Source organism: Bradyrhizobium semiaridum (genome assembly GCF_020329505.1).
Classification (GTDB): Bacteria; Pseudomonadota; Alphaproteobacteria; order Rhizobiales; family Xanthobacteraceae; genus Bradyrhizobium; species Bradyrhizobium semiaridum.
On sequence record NZ_JAGKJJ010000009.1, the window covers coordinates 108,113 to 127,521 of the forward strand.

The following is a 19,409-nucleotide window of genomic DNA, read 5'->3' on the forward strand; positions in this document are numbered from 1 at the left end:
GCGCCGGTGCGGGGGACGCTTGCGGGTTCGGCGTTGCAGGAGCGGCGGCCGGCTGGGCCTGAGCCGCGGGCGGGGTGGCCGGATTGCCGGTTGGCGCGGGCGCCGCCTGCTGTGCCGCCGCGATCCCGTGCAGGCAGATCAAGGCGACTGACGTCGACCCCAGCAGCGCCGAACGACCCACGCAACCACGCATTCCGGCCTCCGGTACGCCCAGCGGTATCCATAGCAAATACACTAACATGTAGCGTATACTACAACTGCAAAGCCGAGGCTACAAAGTCAAGGCGGGGCTTGATGCAATTGCGAAGCTGTTGCAGGAAGGCGACAGGGCGATCCCGTTCTTGCAATGTCGGGATGACGGGCTCATGGTCGGCCGGTCATGAACGCGGATTCTCCGACAGGCCGGAAGGCGTTGCGCCAGCCCAAGCTGCATGCTCTCCCGACCGAGCAGGCGCAGGCGCGGCGGTTTGGCAAGGCCCGCTCGGCGCGCTCGACGGCGATCCTGGAGGATTATGTCGAGCTGATCGCCGATCTGATCGAATCGACCGGCGAGGCGCGCGCCACCGACATCGCGCGCAGGCTCGGCGTGTCGCACCCCACCGCCATCAACACGATCGCGCGGCTGAAGCGCGAGAATCTCGCCACCGCGCGCCCCTACCGCGGCATCTTCCTGACCGAGAAGGGCGAGGCGTTGGCACGGCGGGTGCGCGCACGCCACCGTCTCGTGCTCGAAGTGCTGCTCGCGCTCGGCGTGCCGCGCGAGGCGGCGGAGGCCGATGCCGAAGGCATCGAGCATCATGTCTCCGAATCGACGCTGAAGGCGTTCTCGGATTTCCTCAGGGGATCGCGGGTCAGGAAGGCCGGCTGATCAATCCGCGCTTGCGGCGCCCGACAGCGCCCGACAGAATCGGCGCGATCTCGGTTCACCTCTCCCCGTCGGGGAGAGGTGCACCTGTGATGTCTCAGCCTGATTTCATTCCGCTTCGATGCAGCGCTTGCAGTTCTACCGGCGTACGGTCTTACACGAGCAGAAAGTTCGACGCGTGCAATTGGGCGATCGCGGTGTCGACGAAATCGACTGACCCCGCGCTCGGGCCGCTGCCCAGCGCGAGCAGAGTCCCGCCGTGCCCGTCGCTCGTGAGCGCGCTCATGATGTCGGCGACGGAGTGGTAGTTGCCGATGCCGCTCGCAAGCTCGACGACGCCGTTCGGGTCATTGCCAAATCCAGAGATCGTATCGATCTGGTTGCTGGAGTTGATCGAGACGGTCAGGCCGGTGCCGTGATCGTTGATGCTGACATGGGCCGCACCATTGATGATCACGTGATTGTCGAACCCGGAAAAGTTGAACTGGTCCGATCCGCCATTGACCGTGATGACGTCTTGGCCGACCTGGTTCGTCACCTCCGCCTCGGCGCCGTTGAGCACCACGTGATTGGCGACGCCGCCAAGCGTGATCGTATCGTGGCCCGCGCCGGCAACGATGGTGGCCAGTCCGCTGCCGGCCGCAATCGTGTTCGTTCCCGAGCCGACCGTGATCTGGTTTCCCGTCCCGCCGAGATCGACGGTGTTGTCGCCGTCGCCGAGCGTGACGGTATTGGTGCCGTCTCCGCCCGAGACGACATCGTCGCCATGCCCGAGCGTGACCGTGTTGCCATATCCGGAGAGCGTCACCTTGTCGTTGCCGTCGCCGGCCGTTATCCGGCTCGCGCCGTCGCCGGGATGGACAATATTGCTGCCGTTGCCGAGCGTGATGATGTTGCCATATCCGCCAGCGTCGATGGTGTCGTTGCCATTGCCGAGCGCAATCGTGGTGGCGCCGGTCGATCCCGTCACCGTGTTGTTGCCGTCGCCGCCGGTGACGTGGTTGACGATCCCCTCCAGATGAACGGTGTTGTCGCCACTCGATACGTCGACTGTGCCGTACGTTCCGGCATAGATCGTGTCGTCGCCGCCATTACTGTGGATGGTGTTGAACATGCCGTAGGCGTGGATGAGGTCGTTGCCCGTCGTGCCTTCGATGGTCGCATAGCCGGATGCCGGACCGTCGATCGGCGTGGGAGCGGATTGATGCGTGTCGATGACCGAGGTGTTGGCGTCGCTGACGGTCAGGCCGGCGCTGCTTGTGTCGGTCAGCGTGAACGTGGTCGTTACGCTGCCGTCGCCGTGCGGCGCGGCCACGAAGGTGAGGGCGTGCAACTCGGCGGTCAGGTTGGTCGCGCTGGTCGCCGCCAGCTCGTAGGTTCCGTTGCCGAGCGCAGTCAAGCCTGCCCCGGACAGGATGCCGTCCGCGCCTGCCAGCGTGATGATGAGACTATCCGTTGCGGCTGCATTCGGATCGGTGATCGTGACGGTGGCGAACGGATTGATCGCGGCTTCGTTGCTGGTCGTTTGTCTCGACACGGTTCCGGTGATAGTCGGCAACGCCGCGGCCGTCAGCAGGATGCCGCCGGAGCTGTCTTTCGCGATGCCGAAACCGGTGACCGACGTGTCCGCCAGGTTGAAGGTCTCGCTGGCCGTGCCGTTGCTGACCGTGAGCGTCGAGCCGGAGAGCGTCGCCGTTGCGCTGCTCGTGTAGGACAGGCCGGAAAGATCGATCTGGTCGCCGAGCGTGATGCCTGCGATCTGGCTTGCAAAGGTCGATGAGCCTGAAGCCAGCTGCTGCTCGATCTTGAGCGTGCCCTGGCCGGAGAAGGTGATCGTGTCGTCGGAGATCGCGCCCGCCTTGAGATCGAGCGTGCCGCCGGCGATCGTGGTGGCGCCGGCAGTGCCGCCGGCTTCGACGAGCTCCGTGGCGCCAGGATGGATGATCGACGCGTCCGCGGTGCCTTGGTCGAGCACGTCGAGCGTGCCGCCGTTCAGCGTCGTCGAATTAACGATACCGTCGTCCGAGACGGAGATGCTGCCGGAATTGAGGATTGTTCCGCTCGCCGCGCTGGCATCGACCGCCGGTGCGTTCGGGTCGCCGGTGGGATCCGGAATTGATCCCGAAACCGTCATCACGCCGCCGTTGATGGTGACGTTGGTGGCGACCCCGGCCCCGGACAGGTGCAATTCGCCGCCGCTGCCGACAACGGCTGAATCAACCGTGCTTCTGATGACCTGGCCGTATGGGCCTCCCGGAGGATAGTAGATCGTCACTCCCGAAGCGTTGATGATGCCACCGGATTCAACAATGGTGCCGTGCGCGGTGCCGCCATTGGTAAGATTTTGGACACCGCCTGCGTTGACGGTGGTCGCCGTGACGATGCCGCCATCGGCGTCCTGCTCGCCGCCATTGTTGATGATCGTGTGATCGGCCTCACCTGGACCCGGCAGATCATGTACGTAAACGCCGGCAACATGCTGGACGCCGCCCGCATTGATCGTGGTGTAGCTCGCGGTGGCGAGGAGCCCGACGTCCTGTTCACCGCCATTGATGACGGTGTTGCTGGCAGTGCCTCCGTCGCCGAAGTCGCCGCCTACGACCTGCTTGCCGCCCGTCGATATCGTCGTGTTCGTGGCCGTGCCGCCGCTCAGCCTGAACTGCACGCCGTCAGCCACGGTGAAGCCGTCTTCTGTATAGCCGTAGTCGATGATGAACGTCGCGCCACTTTCGAAGGTCGTATGGGAAAGGGTCGCGCCGGCTTGAGCGACGAGCGTTCCGCCTGCGGCGACAACACCGTCATTGAGGATGCCACCGTCCAAAACGTAGAGCGCCGAACTGTTCGCGACAGTAAATCCGTTTTCGATCGTGCCGTCGCCGATCTCGAGAGCGCTGCCGGCGTTGAATGTCGTCCCCGAGAAATCGGCGTTACCAAGCACGATCAACGTGCCGCCTTGATTGACGGTCGTGTTGGCCGCTGTCGCGCCGGCGGACAGTTCCATCGTCGCGTAACCATTGATGGTCGTTCCGGTTGCCGTGCCGCCTGCATCGACATTCAACCTGCCGAACTCTTGCAGGATGGTGCCGGATACCAATGCTCCATCCGAGACCGTCAGGGTTCCACCATTTTCGACGGTGGTGCCGGTCGCCATGCTGGCGTCGACGGCCGGCTGGCCGGGGACCTCGGCGAACGGATCCGGGATCGATCCCGAGACGGTCATGGTGCCGCCATGAACGATCGCGTTCACCGCGGTCCCGCCGCCGCTGACGTCGAATTCACCCTGGTAGTTGATGGTTGCACCGGTCGCGACGCTTCGGATCACCGGCTCCGGAAATACCGGCGCGGTTTCGACGGTCTCACCCGAAACCCTGAGAATACCGCCGGCAAGGACGACCGTGCCGCTGGCGCTGCCGCCATTCGTCACGTTCTGCACGGCGCCTGAATTGACCGTCGTCGCCGTTGCGATGCCGCCATCGATGTCCTGCTCGCCGTCGCGCTCGATCGAGGTGTGATCGACCGTGCCGGGCGTTGGACCTTCGTGGACAAATTCGCCGGTGACACGCTGGACGCCGCCCGCGCTGATGCTTGTATAGCTGGCGACGCCATTTGAGATGACGTCCTGCTCTCCGCCAAAGATGGTGGTGTTGGTTGCCGTGCTTGTCGTGGAAGATCCGCCGACTGTCTGCAGCCCACCGGTCAGGATCCACGTCCTATCGACGGACGCGCCACCGGTGACATCCATCGTGTCGCCGTCGCGCAGCGTAACGCCGTTGGCGGGAGGAATAGCCGTCATCTGAATGCTCCTCGTTCGGTGCCTGGAAGATCAAACCAAACGGAAAAGCAAAAACATTCGCGGGCTATTCAACCTAAAACTGCGATGTCTGAAAATGTCTGTCAAGTCATCGTTTAAGAAGTTTTGAGCGGATGCTCGCGCGGTCCCTCCTGTAAGAGTCGTGACGTGTATACGCACGCATATTGTTCGTTGAATTTATCAACAGCGTGACCGAAGAACTGCGGTAGCCGCGAAGCTGATATGCTCACGGCATTTGAAGCATGCGAGCAGGCCCATGCTTCGCACCGATCCGTCGCTTGATGGCTCCGGGCCTGTAGCAATGCTTGCCGCAACGTCGCTCGATGTTCGGACAGATGATGCCTGGCGCGCTGGAGAGATTGAAGGACGAAGCGCCAAAGGCCGCGCGCGGCACCAACGGGCCGTGAGGCTGTGATAGGCGCTGGGCAATCGCCGCGCTGCAAGTGCGCTCCCGCTTGCGGGCAGGGCAATCGCATATGAAACTCTGGTGGGCCAGCATCGGCGGACGGCTCCCTCTCCCGCTTGCGCGGGAGGGGTGGGGTGGGGGTCTCTCCACGAATCATACTGTGGAAATAGCCCCCACCCGGATCGCATCTGCGATGCGATCCGGCCTCCCCCGCAAGCGGGAGAGGCGAACCGAATTTACGGCGCGAGCGATCGCGCCGCCGATTTCACTCGCTCTTGTCGACGTTCCAGAACACCGGCGGCGCCGGCCCTTCCAGCACGCCGCTCAGCGATTTGCGCCAGGCGCTCGGCAGCCGGAACTGGCCGAGTGGGATGTAGACCACCTGTTCATAGGCGCGCTTCTGGATCTCGAGCGCGAGCTTCTTCTGCTCCTCAGTGGAGGTTGCGCGGGCATAGGCGTCGCGCATCTCCTCGAGCTTGGCGTCATCCGGCCAGCCGAACCAGGCGCGCTTGCCGTTCGCCGCGATCTGGTTGTTGACGATCGGATTGATCACCTCGGTGGCGCCGGTGAAGGTGAAGAACATGTTCCAGCCGCCGTCCTTCGGCGGCTTCTGGCTGGCGCGGCGGCTCACCACGGTCTGCCAGTCGGTCGCTTGCGCGTCGACGTTGAAGCCGGCCTCGCGCAGGCGCTGCGCCACCACGATCGGCGGCCCCTTCAGCGTCTGGACGTCGCCGGGTACCATGATCACGACCGGCGTTCCGTCATAGCCTGACTCCGCCAAGGCCTTCTTGGCCTCGGCCATGCCATTGCCCTTGATCAGCGTCCCGGCGCCGGCGTCGCTGGCGAGCGGCGTGTCGCAGGCGAAATAGGCGCCGCAGATTTCGTAATATTTGGAATTGCCGACGGTGGCGTCGAGCACGTCCTTCTGGTTCAGCGCCAGCAGCGCGGCACGGCGGACCTTCACGTTGTCGAACGGCGGGTACAGGAAGTTCATCCGGCCGTTGATCTGGAAACCGAACTTGTTCAGCACGGCCACGCTGAGATCGGAATTGGCCTCCAGCACCGGCAACAGGTCGATCGACGGCTGTTCCAGGAAATCGATGTCGCCGGATTGCAGCGCGTTGATTGCGGTCTGCGGGTCCGGCATCGTGACCCACTCGACGCGATCGACCTTCGCGACCTTGCCGCCGGAGGTCCATTCCGGCTTCTCCTTGCGCGGCAAATAGTCGGCGTTGCGAACATAGACCGCCTTCACGCCGGGCTGAAATTCGCCCTGCACGAACTTGAACGGGCCTGAGCCGATCTGCTCGGGGATCTGCTTGCCGGCCGGCGTTTCCGCCAGCCGCTTCGGCATCATGAACGCGACATAGGACGACGGTTTCGAGATCGTCTCCAGCACCAGGCCGTAGGGCTCCTTGAGCTTCAGCACGATGTCCTTCGGTCCGCTCGCCTCGAGGCTCGCGGTGAAATCCATCAGCTTCTGCGCCATGCCGTCGACGGTGGCCCAGCGCTTCAGCGAGGCGACGCAGTCCTCCGCCGTCACCGGCGCGCCGTCATGCCATTTCAATCCGTCGCGCAGCGTGAAGGTGTAGATCAGCTTGTCGTCGGAGACCGTCCATTCCGCCATCTGCGGCCGGACCTTGAAGCTGGCATCGATGCCGAGCAGCGTGTCGCAGACCATGTAGCCGTGGTCGCGGGTGATATAGGCCGTGGTGAAACCGGGATCGGTGATGCGCAAGTCGGAGTGCATCACCGCGGTGATGGTCTTGCCCTTGCCCGCCGCAACGGCGCGCCGCGTCAGGAAGGCCGGCGCAGCCATTGCCGGCGGTGCGCTGGCGGCTAGCTTGAGGAGGGTCCGGCGCGAAAGTGGGGGCATTCGCTCTCTCCCTGATACGCATTCGTCGGGCCGACCGGCATCGCTGCCGCTGCGACGTCACATGCTTCACCATTCCGGCAGGCAACGCAAGCAAGGTTGATGCCACCCAAGCATTCGCGGCAGAGCAGCAAGGTGTACGGCGCCGCTTGCACAACTAAATAACGGCAGCGGACCCCGCTGCTGCTTTCACGATGTGAAAGATCCATGACCGCGGCGCCCGCCGCCGCCCGCACCGCACAAGGCCGCATCGTGCATAGGAGCCTGCGCTTTCCATCGCAGCTGACAGGCTGTTCGGACCCTGCCGCGCCGTGTAGGCTACCGCCCCTGCAGCCCAATCATAAGGCAAACCAGCATCATAAGGGCAAGCGCAGGCGAGGGAGATTCTAAGACCGACATGACCGATATCCGATACGTAGCACCGCGCTCGCTTGATGAAGCGATTGGCGCATTCGCTGCCGCCGGAGGTGCCGCCCGTATTATGGCAGGGGGTACCGATCTATTGGTGCAAATGCGCTCCGGCCTGGTGCGGCCGGGATTGATCGTCGACATCAAGAAGATCGGCGAGATGACCGAGATCACCGAAACCGCCGACGGCGGTTTCCGCGTCGGTGCCGCCGTCTCCGGCATGGAACTGTCGGAGCATCCGCGCTTCGGCAAGGTCTGGCCCGGCGTGCTCGAGGCCGTCAATTTGATCGGCTCCAAGCAGGTGCAGGGGCGGGCCTCCGCCGGCGGCAATCTCTGCAACGGCTCGCCGGCCGGCGACAGCGTGCCCGCGATGATCGCGGCCGGCGCCGTCGTCACCGTGCAGGGCCCGAGCGGCCGCCGCGAGATCAAGGTCGAGGACGTGCCGGCCGGACCGGGCCGCACCAACCTCAAGAGCGGCGAAATCCTCGTCAGCTTCACATTGCCGCCGCGGCCCGCAGGATCGGGCGACGCCTATTTGCGGATGATCCCGCGCACCGAGATGGACATCGCGGTGGTCGGCATCGGCGTCAGCCTGACGCTGAAGGACGGCGTCTGCACCGCGGCCCGCGTCGGCCTCGGTGCGGTGGCGCCGACCGCTCTGCTGGTCGAACCGGCAGGGCAGGCGTTGATCGGGTCGAGGCTCGACGACGCTGCGCTGGAAGCTGCCGCCGCGGCCTGCCGCGCCGCTTGCCGTCCGATCGACGACAAGCGCGGCACCGTTGCCTACCGTATCAAGACGGCCGGGGTGCTGCTCAAGCGCACGGCCGCGATCGCCGCCAAGCGCGCCGGAGGACATTGACATCATGGGGAAACTGCACGTCACCACCACTGTCAACGGCGAGCCGATGGAGTTCCTGTGCGAGCCGTACGAGACCATGCTCGATGCGCTGCGCGGGCAGCTCGGCCTCACCGGCTCCAAGGAAGGCTGCTCGTCCGGCGATTGCGGCGCCTGCTCGATTACGCTCGACGATCGCCTGGTCTGCTCCTGCCTGATGCTGGCGGCCGAGGCCGAGGGACATCAGATCAGGACCATCGAGGGCCTCGCCACCGGCGAGAAGCTGCATCCGCTGCAGCAGAAATTCCTCGAGCATGCCGCGCTTCAGTGCGGCATCTGCACCTCGGGCATGCTGGTCGCCTCCGATGCGCTCTTGAAGAAGAATCCCGACCCGACCGAAGAGGAAGTCCGCTTCTGGCTCGCCGGCAATCTCTGCCGGTGCACCGGTTACGACAAGATTGTCCGCGCGGTGATGGAGACCGCGGCCGAAATGCGGGAGGCAGCACGATGAACGTCGTCAACAACAAGTGGATTGGCCAGCGCACCATCCGGCCCGATGGCGTCGACAAGGTGACGGGCCGTGCGGCCTTCGCCGCCGATACCACGATGCCCGGCACGATCTGGGGCAAGGTGCTGCGCAGCCCGCATCCGCATGCCCGGATCAAGTCGATCAACACCGCCAAGGCCGAGGCGCTACCGGGCGTCAAGGCGGTCGTCACGGCGCGCGACATCGTCGATTTTCCGATCGAGAAGGGTGCCGTGATGCTCGGCATCCAGGACATGCGCTGGATGTGCCGCAACGTGATGGCGCGCGACAAGGCGCTGTTCCCCGGCCACCCCGTCGCCGCGGTGGCGGCGACCACGGAGGCGATCGCGGCCGAAGCCTGCAAGCTGATCGAGGTCGACTACGAGGTGCTGCCCTGGGCGATCGAGATCGACGACGCGCTGAAGGACGGCGCGCCGATCCTGCATGAGTGGAACAAGTTCGATGGCAAGCCCTCCAACATCATGGGCCGGCTCGAATCCAAAAAGGGCGATATCGCTGTTGGATTCAAGGACGCCGACATCATCATCGAGCGTTCCTTCGCCACGCGCCCGGTGCACCAGGGCTATATCGAGCCGCATGCCTGCCTGATCTCGGTCGCGGCCGACGGCAAGACCACGATCTGGTCGTCGAGTCAGGGCCAGTTCATGGTGCGCGCGATGACGTCGATGCTGACCGGCATCCCGCAGAGCGACATCCGCGCCATCCCCGCCGAGATCGGCGGCGGCTTCGGCGGCAAGACCATCGTCTATCTCGAGCCGCTGGCGACGCTGCTCGCGAAGAAGTCCGGCCGCCCGGTGAAGATGGTGATGACGCGCGAGGAGGTGATGCGGGCCACCGGTCCGACGTCAGGCTCGAAGAGCACGGTGAAGATCGGCGCCAAGAAGGACGGCACCATCGTCGCTGCGCATGGCGCATTCTATCTGCAGGCCGGCGCGTTCCCGGGCTCGCCGATCCGCGGCGCGGTCGGCTGCAGCTTTGCGCCCTACGACATTCCGCACATCCTGTCGGAAGGCTTTGACGTCTGCTCCAACCGCTCCAAGGTCGCGGCCTATCGCGCGCCGGGCGCGCCGATCGGCGCCTATGCGGTGGAGTGCGTGCTCGACGAGCTCGCCGAGGCGCTGAAGATGGACCCGCTGGAGCTGCGCCTGAAGAACGCGGCGAAGGAGGGCACCAAGGCGGCGCACGGCCCGGTGTTCCCGCGCATCGGCTATATCGAGACGCTGGAGGCGGCGAAGAACCATCCGCATTATGCCGCGCCGCTCGGCAAGCTGCAGGGCCGCGGCGTGGCCTCGGGCTTCTGGTTCAACGCCGGCGGCGAATCCTCCGCGCAGGTCAACATCACCGAGGACGGCAACGTCGTCGTCACCACGGGCCATCCCGATATCGGCGGTTCGCGCGCCGGCATCGCCAACATCTGCGCCGAGCTGCTCGGTATCGATTACAAGCGCGTCTCGGTGATCATCGGCGATACCCAGACGGTCGGCTTCTCCAACCTGACCGGCGGCAGCCGCGTGCTGTTCGCTTCCTCGATGGTGGTGACCCAGGCCACCGACAAGATCATCGCGACGCTGCGCGAGCGCGCGGCGAAGATCTGGGAGATCGATCCGGAAGCCGTGAAATGGGAGGACGGCGCCGCGCATCCGGTGAGCCCGAATGCCGGCGAGTTCAAGCCGCTGACGCTCGCCGATCTCGCGGAGAAGGCGCCCTCGCAGGGCGGCCCGATCGGCGCCAGCGTGCAGCTCAACACCCAAGGCGCCGAAGGCGGCTTCGGCACCCACATCTGCGACGTCGAGGTCGACGTCGACCTCGGTATCATCAGGGTGATCCGCTACACCGCGGTGCAGGACGTCGGCCGCGCCATCCACCCGAGCTATGTCGAGGGCCAGCTCCAGGGCGGCGTCGCGCAGGGCATCGGCTGGGCGCTGAACGAGGAGTACATCTACAACAAGGACGGCAAGGTCGATAATCCCGGCTTCCTCGACTATCGCATGCCGGTTTGCTCCGATTTGCCGATGATCGACTGCGCCCTCGTCGAGGTGCCGAACCCGAAACATCCGCAAGGCGTCAAGGGCGTCGGCGAGGTGCCGCTGGTGCCTGTCATGGCCGCAGTCGCCAACGCCGTGAACAACGCGCTCGGCAAGCGCTTCTACAGCCTGCCGATGTCGCCGCCGAAAGTGTCGGAAGCGCTGGATGCCCCGACGCAGCAGGCCGCGGAGTAGGGAGGTAAGGCGATCGTAGCCCGGATGAGCGGAGCGATATCCGGGGCAAGTGGTCCCGCATGTCGCGGAGCCTGTCATCGGGCGCGCGTTTGCGCGACCCGTTGGCTCATGCGGGCTACGGCCCTTCGGGGTGGCCGGCAGCTTACTTGAGCTCCTTCCCCAATTGCCGAAACACCGTCTCGCAGGTCATCAGGTCGAGATGTCCGCCGCCGGCGTTCTTGAAGAAAGTGATGTCACGATCCGACAGCCGGCCCACAACCTTGCCGCTCGCAAGATCGTAGTGGTCGCCGAGCACATCACTCTCCTTGATCGCGCCGCTGGCGATCGGCGCCAGGATGTCGCCGACGCCGTCGAAGGCGGATTCGCGGCGGTCGACGAAGATGCGCGAGCGCCGCGCCGCCTCGTCGTCGGACTCGCGGGTCTCCGGCGTGAAGCCGCCGACCAGATCGAGATGGGTGCCGGGCTTCAGGTTAGCGCCCTTGACCAGCGGCTCGCGCGAGCGGGTGCAGGTGGTGATGATGTCGGCCTCGCGGGTCGCGGCGTCGAGATCGGTGACGGCCTCCGCGGCGATGCCGTCGCTCTCCAGCAGCACCGCCAGCTCCTGCGCGCGCTCGACCGTCCGGTTCCAGATCCGCACCCGCCGCAATGACGGCCGCACCGTGCGGTGGCCGCGCACCAGCCAGCGCGCCATCTCGCCGGCGCCGACCACCAGCAGCGTCTCGGCGTCCTTGCGGGCGAGATGCTTGGCGCCGAGCGCGGAATCCGCGGCGGTCTTCCAGTGGGTGATCTCGGCGGCGTCCATCACCGCGAGCGGACGGCCGTCATTGCCGTCGAACAGCACGCAGACCGCCTGCACTGCCGGCAGCTTGCCGGCGGCGAGATTGCCCGGGAAGCTGGTGTAGAGCTTGGTCATCATGAAGCGGCCGGCGTCGACCGCGCTGCGCGTCACCAGCTGCTGGCCCCTGTCGTCGCCGAGATAGCCGTCCCGTACCGCGATCTTCGGCCGCTGGTGCGCGGCCTCGATCGCCTCGATCAGGATCGGGAAGGTCAGGACGCGGTTGACCTCGCTGTCGTCGACGAAATGCACGTTGGCCTCCTCTGGCGCGCCTTGCGCCCGTCCCGGAGCGCCCTTGCGCTCCATCCGGGCCTGTTCGCCCGAAATCCAGCGATGCATACCGGTTGGGGAGAGCCAGTCAACCAGGCATGCGCCGCCGCGCTCCGCTTGCTATCCTCGCAGCCTGATTCTCGCGCAGGTTTCCGCAAGGCCGTGGTCGCATTCGTCGTCGCTCTCCTGATTTTCGTGCTGCTGAGCGGCGCGGCGCTTGCCACCATGGCGATCCATGGCCGGCTCGGCGAGCATCATCGCTCCGACGAGACCAACACCGCCGTGCGCCTGGTCGCAACGCTGTTCGTCACCATGCCCTCGCTGCTGCTCGGCCTGATGATGAATAATGCGGCCAATACCTACGTCGCCGTCGACCGCAACCTGCACGTCTTCGCAACCGACCTCATCCTGCTCGACCGCGGCATGCGGCCGCTCGGCCCGAGCGCCGACGAGCCGCGGCGGCGTCTGCTCGCCTATGTCGAGCAGGTGCTGAAGGATGTCCCGATCTCGCGGGCCAGCGAGGTATCAGAGCATCTGCTCGACGAGGTCGGCAACAGCCTGCGTGAGCTGCGGTTCGACGACGAGCAGAAGCTCGCGCTGTGGAACGATGCCCGATCGCTCTATCGGCAGACGGTGCAGCAGCGCTGGACCTTCGTCGAGCAGTCCGACGGCTCGTTCCCGTCGCCGCTGATCTGCATCCTGGTCGGCTGGCTGACGCTGATGTTCGCGACGCTCGGCTTCCGCGCGCCGCGCAATGCGGTGGTGGTCTCGACCACCATCGCCGCGGCAGCCCTGATCGCGGCCGCGATCTACCTGATCCTCGAAATGAGCACGCCGTTCGCCGGCCCGATCCAGATTTCCGAGCGCCCCTTGGTGCGCGCGGTGGAGGAGATCAGGCGGTAGGCGGGCCACGCAGCGGCCGATCCCCGCCTCACGCCCTGCGCTTCAGCGCCATGCCCATCGTGATCCAGCCGACGCCGGCAAAGATCAGGTCGACGCTGAGGAAGATGCCGAGCACCCAGAGACTCGAGACCGGCCAGCCCGCGAGGATCATCGCGCCGAGCACCAGCGTGATCAGGCCTGACAGCGCGACCAGCCCCCAGGGCGATGCGGCATTCATGCCGAAGGCGAGGAAGATGCGGACGATGCCGGAGACCACCAGCGCGACGCCGAGGAACAGCGTCAGCGTCACCGCGGCGAGCAGCGGGTTCTCGAAGGTGATGAAGCCGGCGATGACATAGAGCGCGCCGAGCAGCATCCAGAGCAGGAACTTGCCCCACGACTTGAACTGGAACGCGTTGACGATCTCCGCGACGCCGGCGACGATCATCATCGCGCCGACGAACAGTACGCTGACGACGGTCGCAAAGAAGATGCTGCCGAAGGCGAGCACGCCGGCGATCAGGTAAATCACGCCGAGCGCGACGATCCAGCCCCACTTGGCGCGCAAGCTGGCAAGGCCCGATCCGAGGCTGTGGGGCGGCGTGGCAGGTGAGCTGGACATGGTCGACATGATATCGCTCCCGTTAACTGCACCAGACCATGCTACCATAGGTGACCGCGCCGGCAAGGCGGGTGACACGGTTGGCACCGACAGCGCCGCGACACGTTAACCCACACGTCCGGGTGTGCCGCCGCGCAGCAATGGCGGCCGGCCGACGGCATTCTGGAAGCTGAGGAGACGATCGGTCACATCCATCGCACGCAAATCACAGAGGAGGTCGAGATGGCTGCCACTCACGACAAGGACCACGTCTACAAGATCCTGGATTTGGTCGGATCATCGGAGAAAAGCATCGAGGGAGCGATCGAGAACGCGATCGGCCGCGCCTCGAAGACCATCCGCGAGATGAAATGGTTCGAGGTCGTGCAGACCCGAGGCCACATCGAAGACGGCAAGGTCCGCCACTACCAGGTGACGCTGCGGGTCGGGTTTACGCTGGAGTAGCGCGGCCGCGCCTGCCATCCGCGTCGTCATTCCGGGGCGTGCGAAGCACGAGCCCGGAATCCATCAAGCCGCATGGCTTGCCGTGAAATGGATTCCGGGTTCTCGCTTCGCGAGCCCCGGAATGACAGGAGAGTTGGTGAGCCTCGCAGACCAAGCGTGGCGCGAAGTGACAGCCCCCATTCACCGCCGCGACAGCGGCGCGGGCGGCGGCGGGGCGGTGGCGCCGGCGGCGAGCGAGCGCTGCACCATCACGGTGTCGGACCAGCGGCCGTAGCGATAGGCGACGCCGGGCAGATGGCCGACGCGGGCGAAGCCGAAGCGGTCGTGCAGCTTGAGCGAGGCGGCATTGTCACTGTCGATATAGCCGATCATCTGGCGGAAGCCCGCCGCGGCGCAGGTGTCGATCAATTCCTGCAGCAGCCGTCCGCCGACACCCTTGCCGGTGACGCGGTGATGCACGTAGATCGAGTGCTTCACCGTGTAGCGATAGGCCGGACGCTTGCGGAACAGCACCACATAGGCATAGCCGACCACCTCGCCATCGCAGACCGCGACGAGATGCGGCAGGCGGGTGTTGCGCAAATTCTTGCGGCGGTCGCGCAAATCGTCGGGCTCCGGCGTACCGCTGTCGTCGACGCTCTCCTCGACGCCGCGGCGGATGTGGTGGCGGTAGATCGACAGCATCGCATCGACGTCGCTGTCGCGCGAGGCACGGACGGTGATCTCGTAATCATTCTCCATTATCGCAACGTCCCGTCGATCATTCGGCGACGACATAGGTGTAGAAGCGGACCCGGCCGGACTCGTCGATTTCCTTGTAGATGCCCTGGACCTCGACCTCGAAACCCGGGAAGGCGTTGAAGCTCGCCTCGAACATCTTGAGATAGTCGATCATCGGTTTGCTGCGCTCCGTCAGTCGCTCGCCGGGAACGATGGTGGCTATACCCGGAGGATAGACCACGAACGGCGTCGCGGCGACCCGGCCGTAGATTTCGCCGATCGGCAAATAGTCGACGTCGTTGCGGATCAGATATTGCGCGGCCTGGCGCGGCGACATCGCCATCTCAGGCAGGTGTTCGGGCAGGAACTGCTTGGCCTGCAAGGTCGAGACGCCGCCATCGCGGAAGAAGCGGTGCATGTCGCCGCAGAGGTCGCGCAGCCGCACCCCGGCGTAGCGCTGCGGACGGCGGCGGAAAAATTCGGGGATGACGTCCTCGATCAGCGCGTTGTCGTCGTGCAGCTTCTTGAAGGCGACGAGGCCCGACACCAGCGTGCCGGCCTTGCTGGCCTCGACGCCGGGCGTCAAGAGGAAGAGCAGGGAGTTGAGATCGTTCTTCTCGGCGACGATCTGGTTCTCGCGCAGATATTGCGCCACGACCGGCGCGGGAATGCCGTGATCGGCGTAGGCGCCGGTGGCGTGATCGAAGCCCGGCGTCAGCAGAGTGAGCTTGTTCGGGTCGGTCATGGCGAAGCCCGCGGTCAGCTCGGGGAAGCCGTGCCAGGTCTCGCCCGGGCTGAGCTGCCAAAGCGATGGATCGGTCGCGAGCTGATCGGTCGAGATCGTATCCCAGGCGACGTTGTGCACGCCGCCGTCGCGGGCGACGTCGGGAATCTTCACGCGGTCCGGCACGAACGGCTCGAAGAACCAGCGCCGCTCCGGCCGCGTCTCCTTCTCCTCGAACTCGCGCTTGACGGCACGGATCTTCTTGCGCAGCTCGATGCCGAGCCGGATCGTGTCGTCCCACAAGACTTCGCCGGAGCGCCCCTTCATCATTTGCGCGCCGACATCGAGCGAGGCGAAGATCGGGTAGAACGGCGAGGTCGAGGCGTGCTGCATGAAGCTTTCGTTGAAGCGGCGGTGCTCGACGCGGCGCTTCTGGCCCTTGATGTGGCGGTCGCGGATGTGGATCTGCGAGGCCTGCGAGAAGCTCGCGAGCTGCTTGTGGGTCGATTGCGTCGCGATGATGCCGGGCGCCTCCGGCCCGAGGTCGGACAGGCCCATGGCGAAGCGGCCGGCATAGATCGGGTGGAATTTCATGAAACCGGCCCAGGCCTCGTCGAACAGGATGTAGTCGCAGAGATGGCCGATCCGCTTCAGGATCATCTCGGCGGAGTGGATGGTGCCGTCATAGGTGCACTGCTCGACCACGGCGACGCGGAACGGGCGCTCCTTCTTCCAGGCGTTCTCGTCCTTGACCAGCGGATGCTTGCGGATGGCGTCGCGCAACGCGCTCTCGTCGAGCAGGTCCCAGCGCATCGGGCCGATCAGGCCCCAGGCGTTGCGCACGGTGGGCACATAGACCGGGATGCCGCCGCCGAGCAGCAGCGCGCCGTGGTGGGCGGCCTTGTGGTTGTTGCGGTCGAACAGCACGAGGTCGCCGTCGGTGACGAGCGAGCCGAGCGCGACCTTGTTGGAGGTCGAGGTGCCGTTGAGCACGAAATAGGTCTTCTCCGCGCCGAAGATCCGCGCCGCCTCCTTCTGCGCCCGCAGCGCCGGGCCCTCATGGGTGAGGAGGTCGCCGAGGTCGAGCACGGAATTGTCGAGGTCGTCGCGGAACACGGCCTCGCCGAGATGCTCAACGAACACCCGCCCGATCGGGCTGCGGCTGTAGAACACGCCGCCATTGTGGCCGGGGCAGGTCCAGAGCTGGTTGCCTTCCTCGGCGTAATCGACCAGCGCGCCGAAGAACGGGGTCTTCAGCGTCTCCGCATATTGCTTGAGCCGGCTGATCAGGTTTTTCGCGATGAACGGCGGTGTCTCCTCGGACAGGAACACGTAGCCGTCGATGAAATCCAGCACTTCGACCGGCAGGTCCTCGAACCGCTTGCGGCGGATCAACAGGATGATCGGGAAGTCGAGGCCGCGGCGGCGCATCAGGTTGATCAGTGCCGCGGTCTTGCCCTCAAGCCCCTTCTTGCCCCAGTCGACCACCATGCAGCCGATCGCGGCATCGGTCTGCACCGCGATCTCGGCATCCTCCAGCTTGCGGGCGCGGACCACCTCGAAGCCGGAACGCTCGATTTCGGTGATGATCTGGTTGAAACGGATGCCCTCGAGATCGTCGGCCTCGAAAACCGGCGCGGCGAACAGGAAGTTGAAGCGTTTGAAATAGTCCATGCGTGTCCCCGATCTGTGCTGGCGCAGACGTGTCGGCACAATTCATGACAAAGGGATGACAGAATGCGGGCGTCGTGTGACTGCGCTGGCGTCAGCGCGCCATGGCTCGTGCCCATTCGGTGAATGCCTTGATGGCGTCGCGTTTCGGATGGTCCGGCCGGTGCACGATGTAGAAGCCGTATCCCGGCAGCGTCGTTCGCGAGACGGCGACGAGCCGGCCGTCTGCAAGCTCCGGCGCGACAAGGATGTCGCTGCAGATCGCGATGCCCTGGCCGGCGATGGCGGCTTCGATGGCGTGCAGTTCTTCGCGGAAGGTGAGGCCGGGTACGGCGGCCGGTGTCGCGGTGCCATTGCCGCGCCGGCAGGCCGCCTGAATCCAGCGTTCCCAGCGCGGCGCGGCACGATCGGAGGCTGGCCATTCGGCCTCGATCAGGGGGAATGCCGTCAGCTGCACGGGACTGAGCGGTCGTCGCAATGCGCCGATCAGCGCCGGGCTGGCCACCGCATGGAACTGATCGCGAAACAGCTCGATGGCGCCTTCGGCCGGCGGCTTGCGCGCGTATCGGATCGCGATGTCGGCCTCACCGCCTGCGAGATCGAGCACGGCATCGGTGCCGACGATCTCGAGCCTCAAACGCGGATGGGCCTGGCGCCATTTCGCCAGTCTCGGCAGCAGCCAGCGTGCGGTGAAAGCGTTGGTCGCGGTGACCCGGAGCCGTTTGCCGGCCGTTCCAGTCCGCATCCGCTCCAGCGTTTCCGCGCAGGCGTCGAGCGCGTCGCGCACCACCGGAAACAGCGTCTGTCCCGCCGCGGTGAGCGCCAGCGGCCGTGGTTGGCGGCGAAACAGCGACTGGCCGCAGTGGCGCTCCAGCAGGCTGACCTGATGACTGATGGCGGTCGGCGACACGCGCAGCTCGGCTGCGGCGGCCTTGAAGCTAAGGTGGCGCGCGGCGGCCTCGAAGGCGCGCAGCCCGGTCAGCGGAGGAAGCTTGCGCATGGCCGAAGTCTAGATGAATTCAGCTCATCTGCGACTGAATTCTTCGGATTTGCGTGGCGCGACATGTTGACCGACAATCCGCGGGTTTCGACTGGAGGGCGCACCATGCATGCACGCGCGGAAGCCAGTGTTGCGGATCATCTCGCCGCGGTGGCGCGGCTGGCGCCGCTGATCGCCGAGCAACGTCAGCATTTCGATCGCGAGCGAAGGCTGCCCGATGCCGTTTTCCGCGCGCTGGCGGAGGCCGGACTGTTTCGGCTGTATCTGCCGAAGGCGCTTGGCGGGCCGGAATTTTCGCCCTTCGACTTCATGACGATCGTCGAGGCGGCGTCCGCGCTTGACGGCTCGGTCGGTTGGCTGGTCGGCAACGGCGCCGGCATGAGCCGGATCGGCGGCTATCTGCCCGCGGACGTGGTGCGGAGCTGGTTCGCCGATCCGATGGTGTTCATCGCCAGCGCCACCGGCGCGGTCGGAACGGCCGTGGAGGTCGATGGCGGTTTTCGGGTCAGCGGTCGCTGGCCGTTCGGCAGCGGCGCGCATCACGCGACGCGGTTCATGGGGCTTGCCAGCGTCAAGGGCGCGGATGGCAAGGACGGCCCGTCGCTGTGCTGCTATTTCGATCGCGCCGAGGTCCGCGTCCACGACACTTGGTTCGTGTCCGGGCTGCGCGGGACCGGAAGCTGCGATTTCGAGGTTGCGGACAGCTTCGTGCCCGCGAGCCACGTCCACCCCCTGATCGACTTCCAGCCGACGCAAGCCGCGGTAATCTACCGCCTGCCGGCGCTGTCCGCGTTTCCGTGGACGGTCTCCGTGGTCCCGCTCGGGATCGCGCGCGGCGCACTCGACGCCTTCATTGCGCTCGCAGGCAAGAAACCGCGGATGGGTGGGGGTGGCCAGCTCCGCGACGGTGAACTGGTCCAGGCCATGGTCGGCCGCGCCGAGGCCGCCGTGCGGTCTGCGCGGGCGCTGCTGGTCGAGGCGATGACCGAACTGATGACCGCGGTCGATGCCGGAGGCGATCGCCTCGTTGAGGCAAGGGTGCTGTTCCGGGTTGCCTGCGCCAACGCCGCGGAGAGCGCGGCGCGCGTGGTCGAGATGATCGCGGCAGCGGCCGGAACGGCGGCGATCTTCGAGACCGGCACGCTCGAACGTTCGATCCGCGACGTTCAGGCCGCGATCAAGCATATCGCGATGACCCCGAACAGCTATGTGCTCGCCGGACGCGTGAGCCTCGGACTTCCACTCGGCACGACGCGGTTCTGAGCCTGAGGGCGGTT

14 protein-coding genes are annotated in these 19,409 nt (G+C 65.7%); 7 read left to right on the forward strand and 7 right to left on the reverse strand.

The window, feature by feature from the left end:
* The first annotated feature begins 379 nt into the window (after nt 1-379).
* Nucleotides 380-868 (forward strand): manganese-binding transcriptional regulator MntR, encoded by a 489-nt coding sequence (gene mntR, locus J6500_RS13545; protein WP_225713199.1) that lies wholly within the window; start codon nt 380-382, stop codon nt 866-868.
* A 151-nt stretch (nt 869-1,019) separates the two neighbouring features.
* Here mntR and J6500_RS13550 read toward each other — a convergent pair whose 3' ends face one another.
* Together J6500_RS13550 and J6500_RS13555 are read right to left on the reverse strand one after the other, a co-directional pair.
* Nucleotides 1,020-4,658, reverse strand: a complete 3,639-nt coding sequence (locus tag J6500_RS13550) for an AIDA repeat-containing protein (protein ID WP_225713200.1) — start codon at nt 4,656-4,658, stop codon at nt 1,020-1,022.
* A gap of 689 nt (nt 4,659-5,347) precedes the next feature.
* Nucleotides 5,348-6,958 carry an ABC transporter substrate-binding protein gene (locus J6500_RS13555; protein WP_376707797.1) on the reverse strand — a complete coding sequence of 537 codons (1,611 nt, stop codon included), beginning with the start codon at nt 6,956-6,958 and terminating at the stop codon, nt 5,348-5,350.
* 403 nt (nt 6,959-7,361) lie between these two features.
* On the opposite strand from J6500_RS13555, the gene J6500_RS13560 reads away from it, so the two are divergent.
* The 3 genes from J6500_RS13560 to J6500_RS13570 are packed head-to-tail and all read left to right on the forward strand — an operon-like array spanning nt 7,362 to nt 10,964.
* Nucleotides 7,362-8,222 (forward strand): FAD binding domain-containing protein, encoded by an 861-nt coding sequence (locus J6500_RS13560; RefSeq protein ID WP_225713284.1) that lies wholly within the window; start codon nt 7,362-7,364, stop codon nt 8,220-8,222.
* A 4-nt stretch (nt 8,223-8,226) separates the two neighbouring features.
* Complete coding sequence (locus J6500_RS13565) at nt 8,227-8,709, forward strand: (2Fe-2S)-binding protein (RefSeq protein WP_225713201.1); 483 nt, start codon at nt 8,227-8,229, stop codon at nt 8,707-8,709.
* Nucleotides 8,706-10,964, forward strand: a complete 2,259-nt coding sequence (locus J6500_RS13570) for a xanthine dehydrogenase family protein molybdopterin-binding subunit (RefSeq protein ID WP_225713202.1) — start codon at nt 8,706-8,708, stop codon at nt 10,962-10,964. The genes J6500_RS13565 and J6500_RS13570 overlap by 4 nt, the downstream gene beginning before the upstream one ends.
* A gap of 142 nt (nt 10,965-11,106) precedes the next feature.
* Here the strand turns inward: J6500_RS13570 and J6500_RS13575 are convergent, their stop codons facing one another.
* Nucleotides 11,107-12,051, reverse strand: a complete 945-nt coding sequence (locus J6500_RS13575; RefSeq protein ID WP_225713203.1) for an ornithine cyclodeaminase family protein — start codon at nt 12,049-12,051, stop codon at nt 11,107-11,109.
* Between the two features lie 180 nt (nt 12,052-12,231).
* Between J6500_RS13575 and J6500_RS13580 the strand changes: the two genes are divergently transcribed.
* On the forward strand, nt 12,232-12,972 hold the full coding sequence (locus J6500_RS13580; protein ID WP_225713204.1) for a bestrophin-like domain: 741 nt from the start codon (nt 12,232-12,234) through the stop codon (nt 12,970-12,972).
* A 28-nt stretch (nt 12,973-13,000) separates the two neighbouring features.
* Here J6500_RS13580 and J6500_RS13585 read toward each other — a convergent pair whose 3' ends face one another.
* Entirely contained in the window at nt 13,001-13,573 is a 573-nt protein-coding gene (locus J6500_RS13585; RefSeq protein WP_225713285.1) for an HdeD family acid-resistance protein, read from the reverse strand.
* A gap of 222 nt (nt 13,574-13,795) precedes the next feature.
* On the opposite strand from J6500_RS13585, the gene J6500_RS13590 reads away from it, so the two are divergent.
* Complete coding sequence (locus tag J6500_RS13590) at nt 13,796-14,017, forward strand: dodecin (protein ID WP_225713205.1); 222 nt, start codon at nt 13,796-13,798, stop codon at nt 14,015-14,017.
* Between the two features lie 180 nt (nt 14,018-14,197).
* Here J6500_RS13590 and J6500_RS13595 read toward each other — a convergent pair whose 3' ends face one another.
* The 3 genes from J6500_RS13595 to J6500_RS13605 all read right to left on the reverse strand — a co-directional run bounded on the left by J6500_RS13595 (nt 14,198) and on the right by J6500_RS13605 (nt 18,132).
* Nucleotides 14,198-14,758, reverse strand: a complete 561-nt coding sequence (locus J6500_RS13595; protein WP_225713206.1) for a GNAT family N-acetyltransferase — start codon at nt 14,756-14,758, stop codon at nt 14,198-14,200.
* A gap of 19 nt (nt 14,759-14,777) precedes the next feature.
* Nucleotides 14,778-17,135, reverse strand: coding sequence for an Orn/Lys/Arg family decarboxylase (locus J6500_RS13600; RefSeq protein WP_225713207.1), 2,358 nt, complete (start codon nt 17,133-17,135; stop codon nt 14,778-14,780).
* A gap of 91 nt (nt 17,136-17,226) precedes the next feature.
* Nucleotides 17,227-18,132: a LysR substrate-binding domain-containing protein gene (locus J6500_RS13605; RefSeq protein WP_225713208.1), complete on the reverse strand. Its 906-nt coding sequence runs from the start codon at nt 18,130-18,132 to the stop codon at nt 17,227-17,229.
* A gap of 105 nt (nt 18,133-18,237) precedes the next feature.
* Here J6500_RS13605 and J6500_RS13610 point away from each other — a divergent pair, with 105 nt between their 5' ends.
* On the forward strand, nt 18,238-19,395 hold the full coding sequence (locus J6500_RS13610; protein ID WP_225713209.1) for an acyl-CoA dehydrogenase family protein: 1,158 nt from the start codon (nt 18,238-18,240) through the stop codon (nt 19,393-19,395).
* The last annotated feature ends 14 nt before the right edge of the window (nt 19,396-19,409 follow it).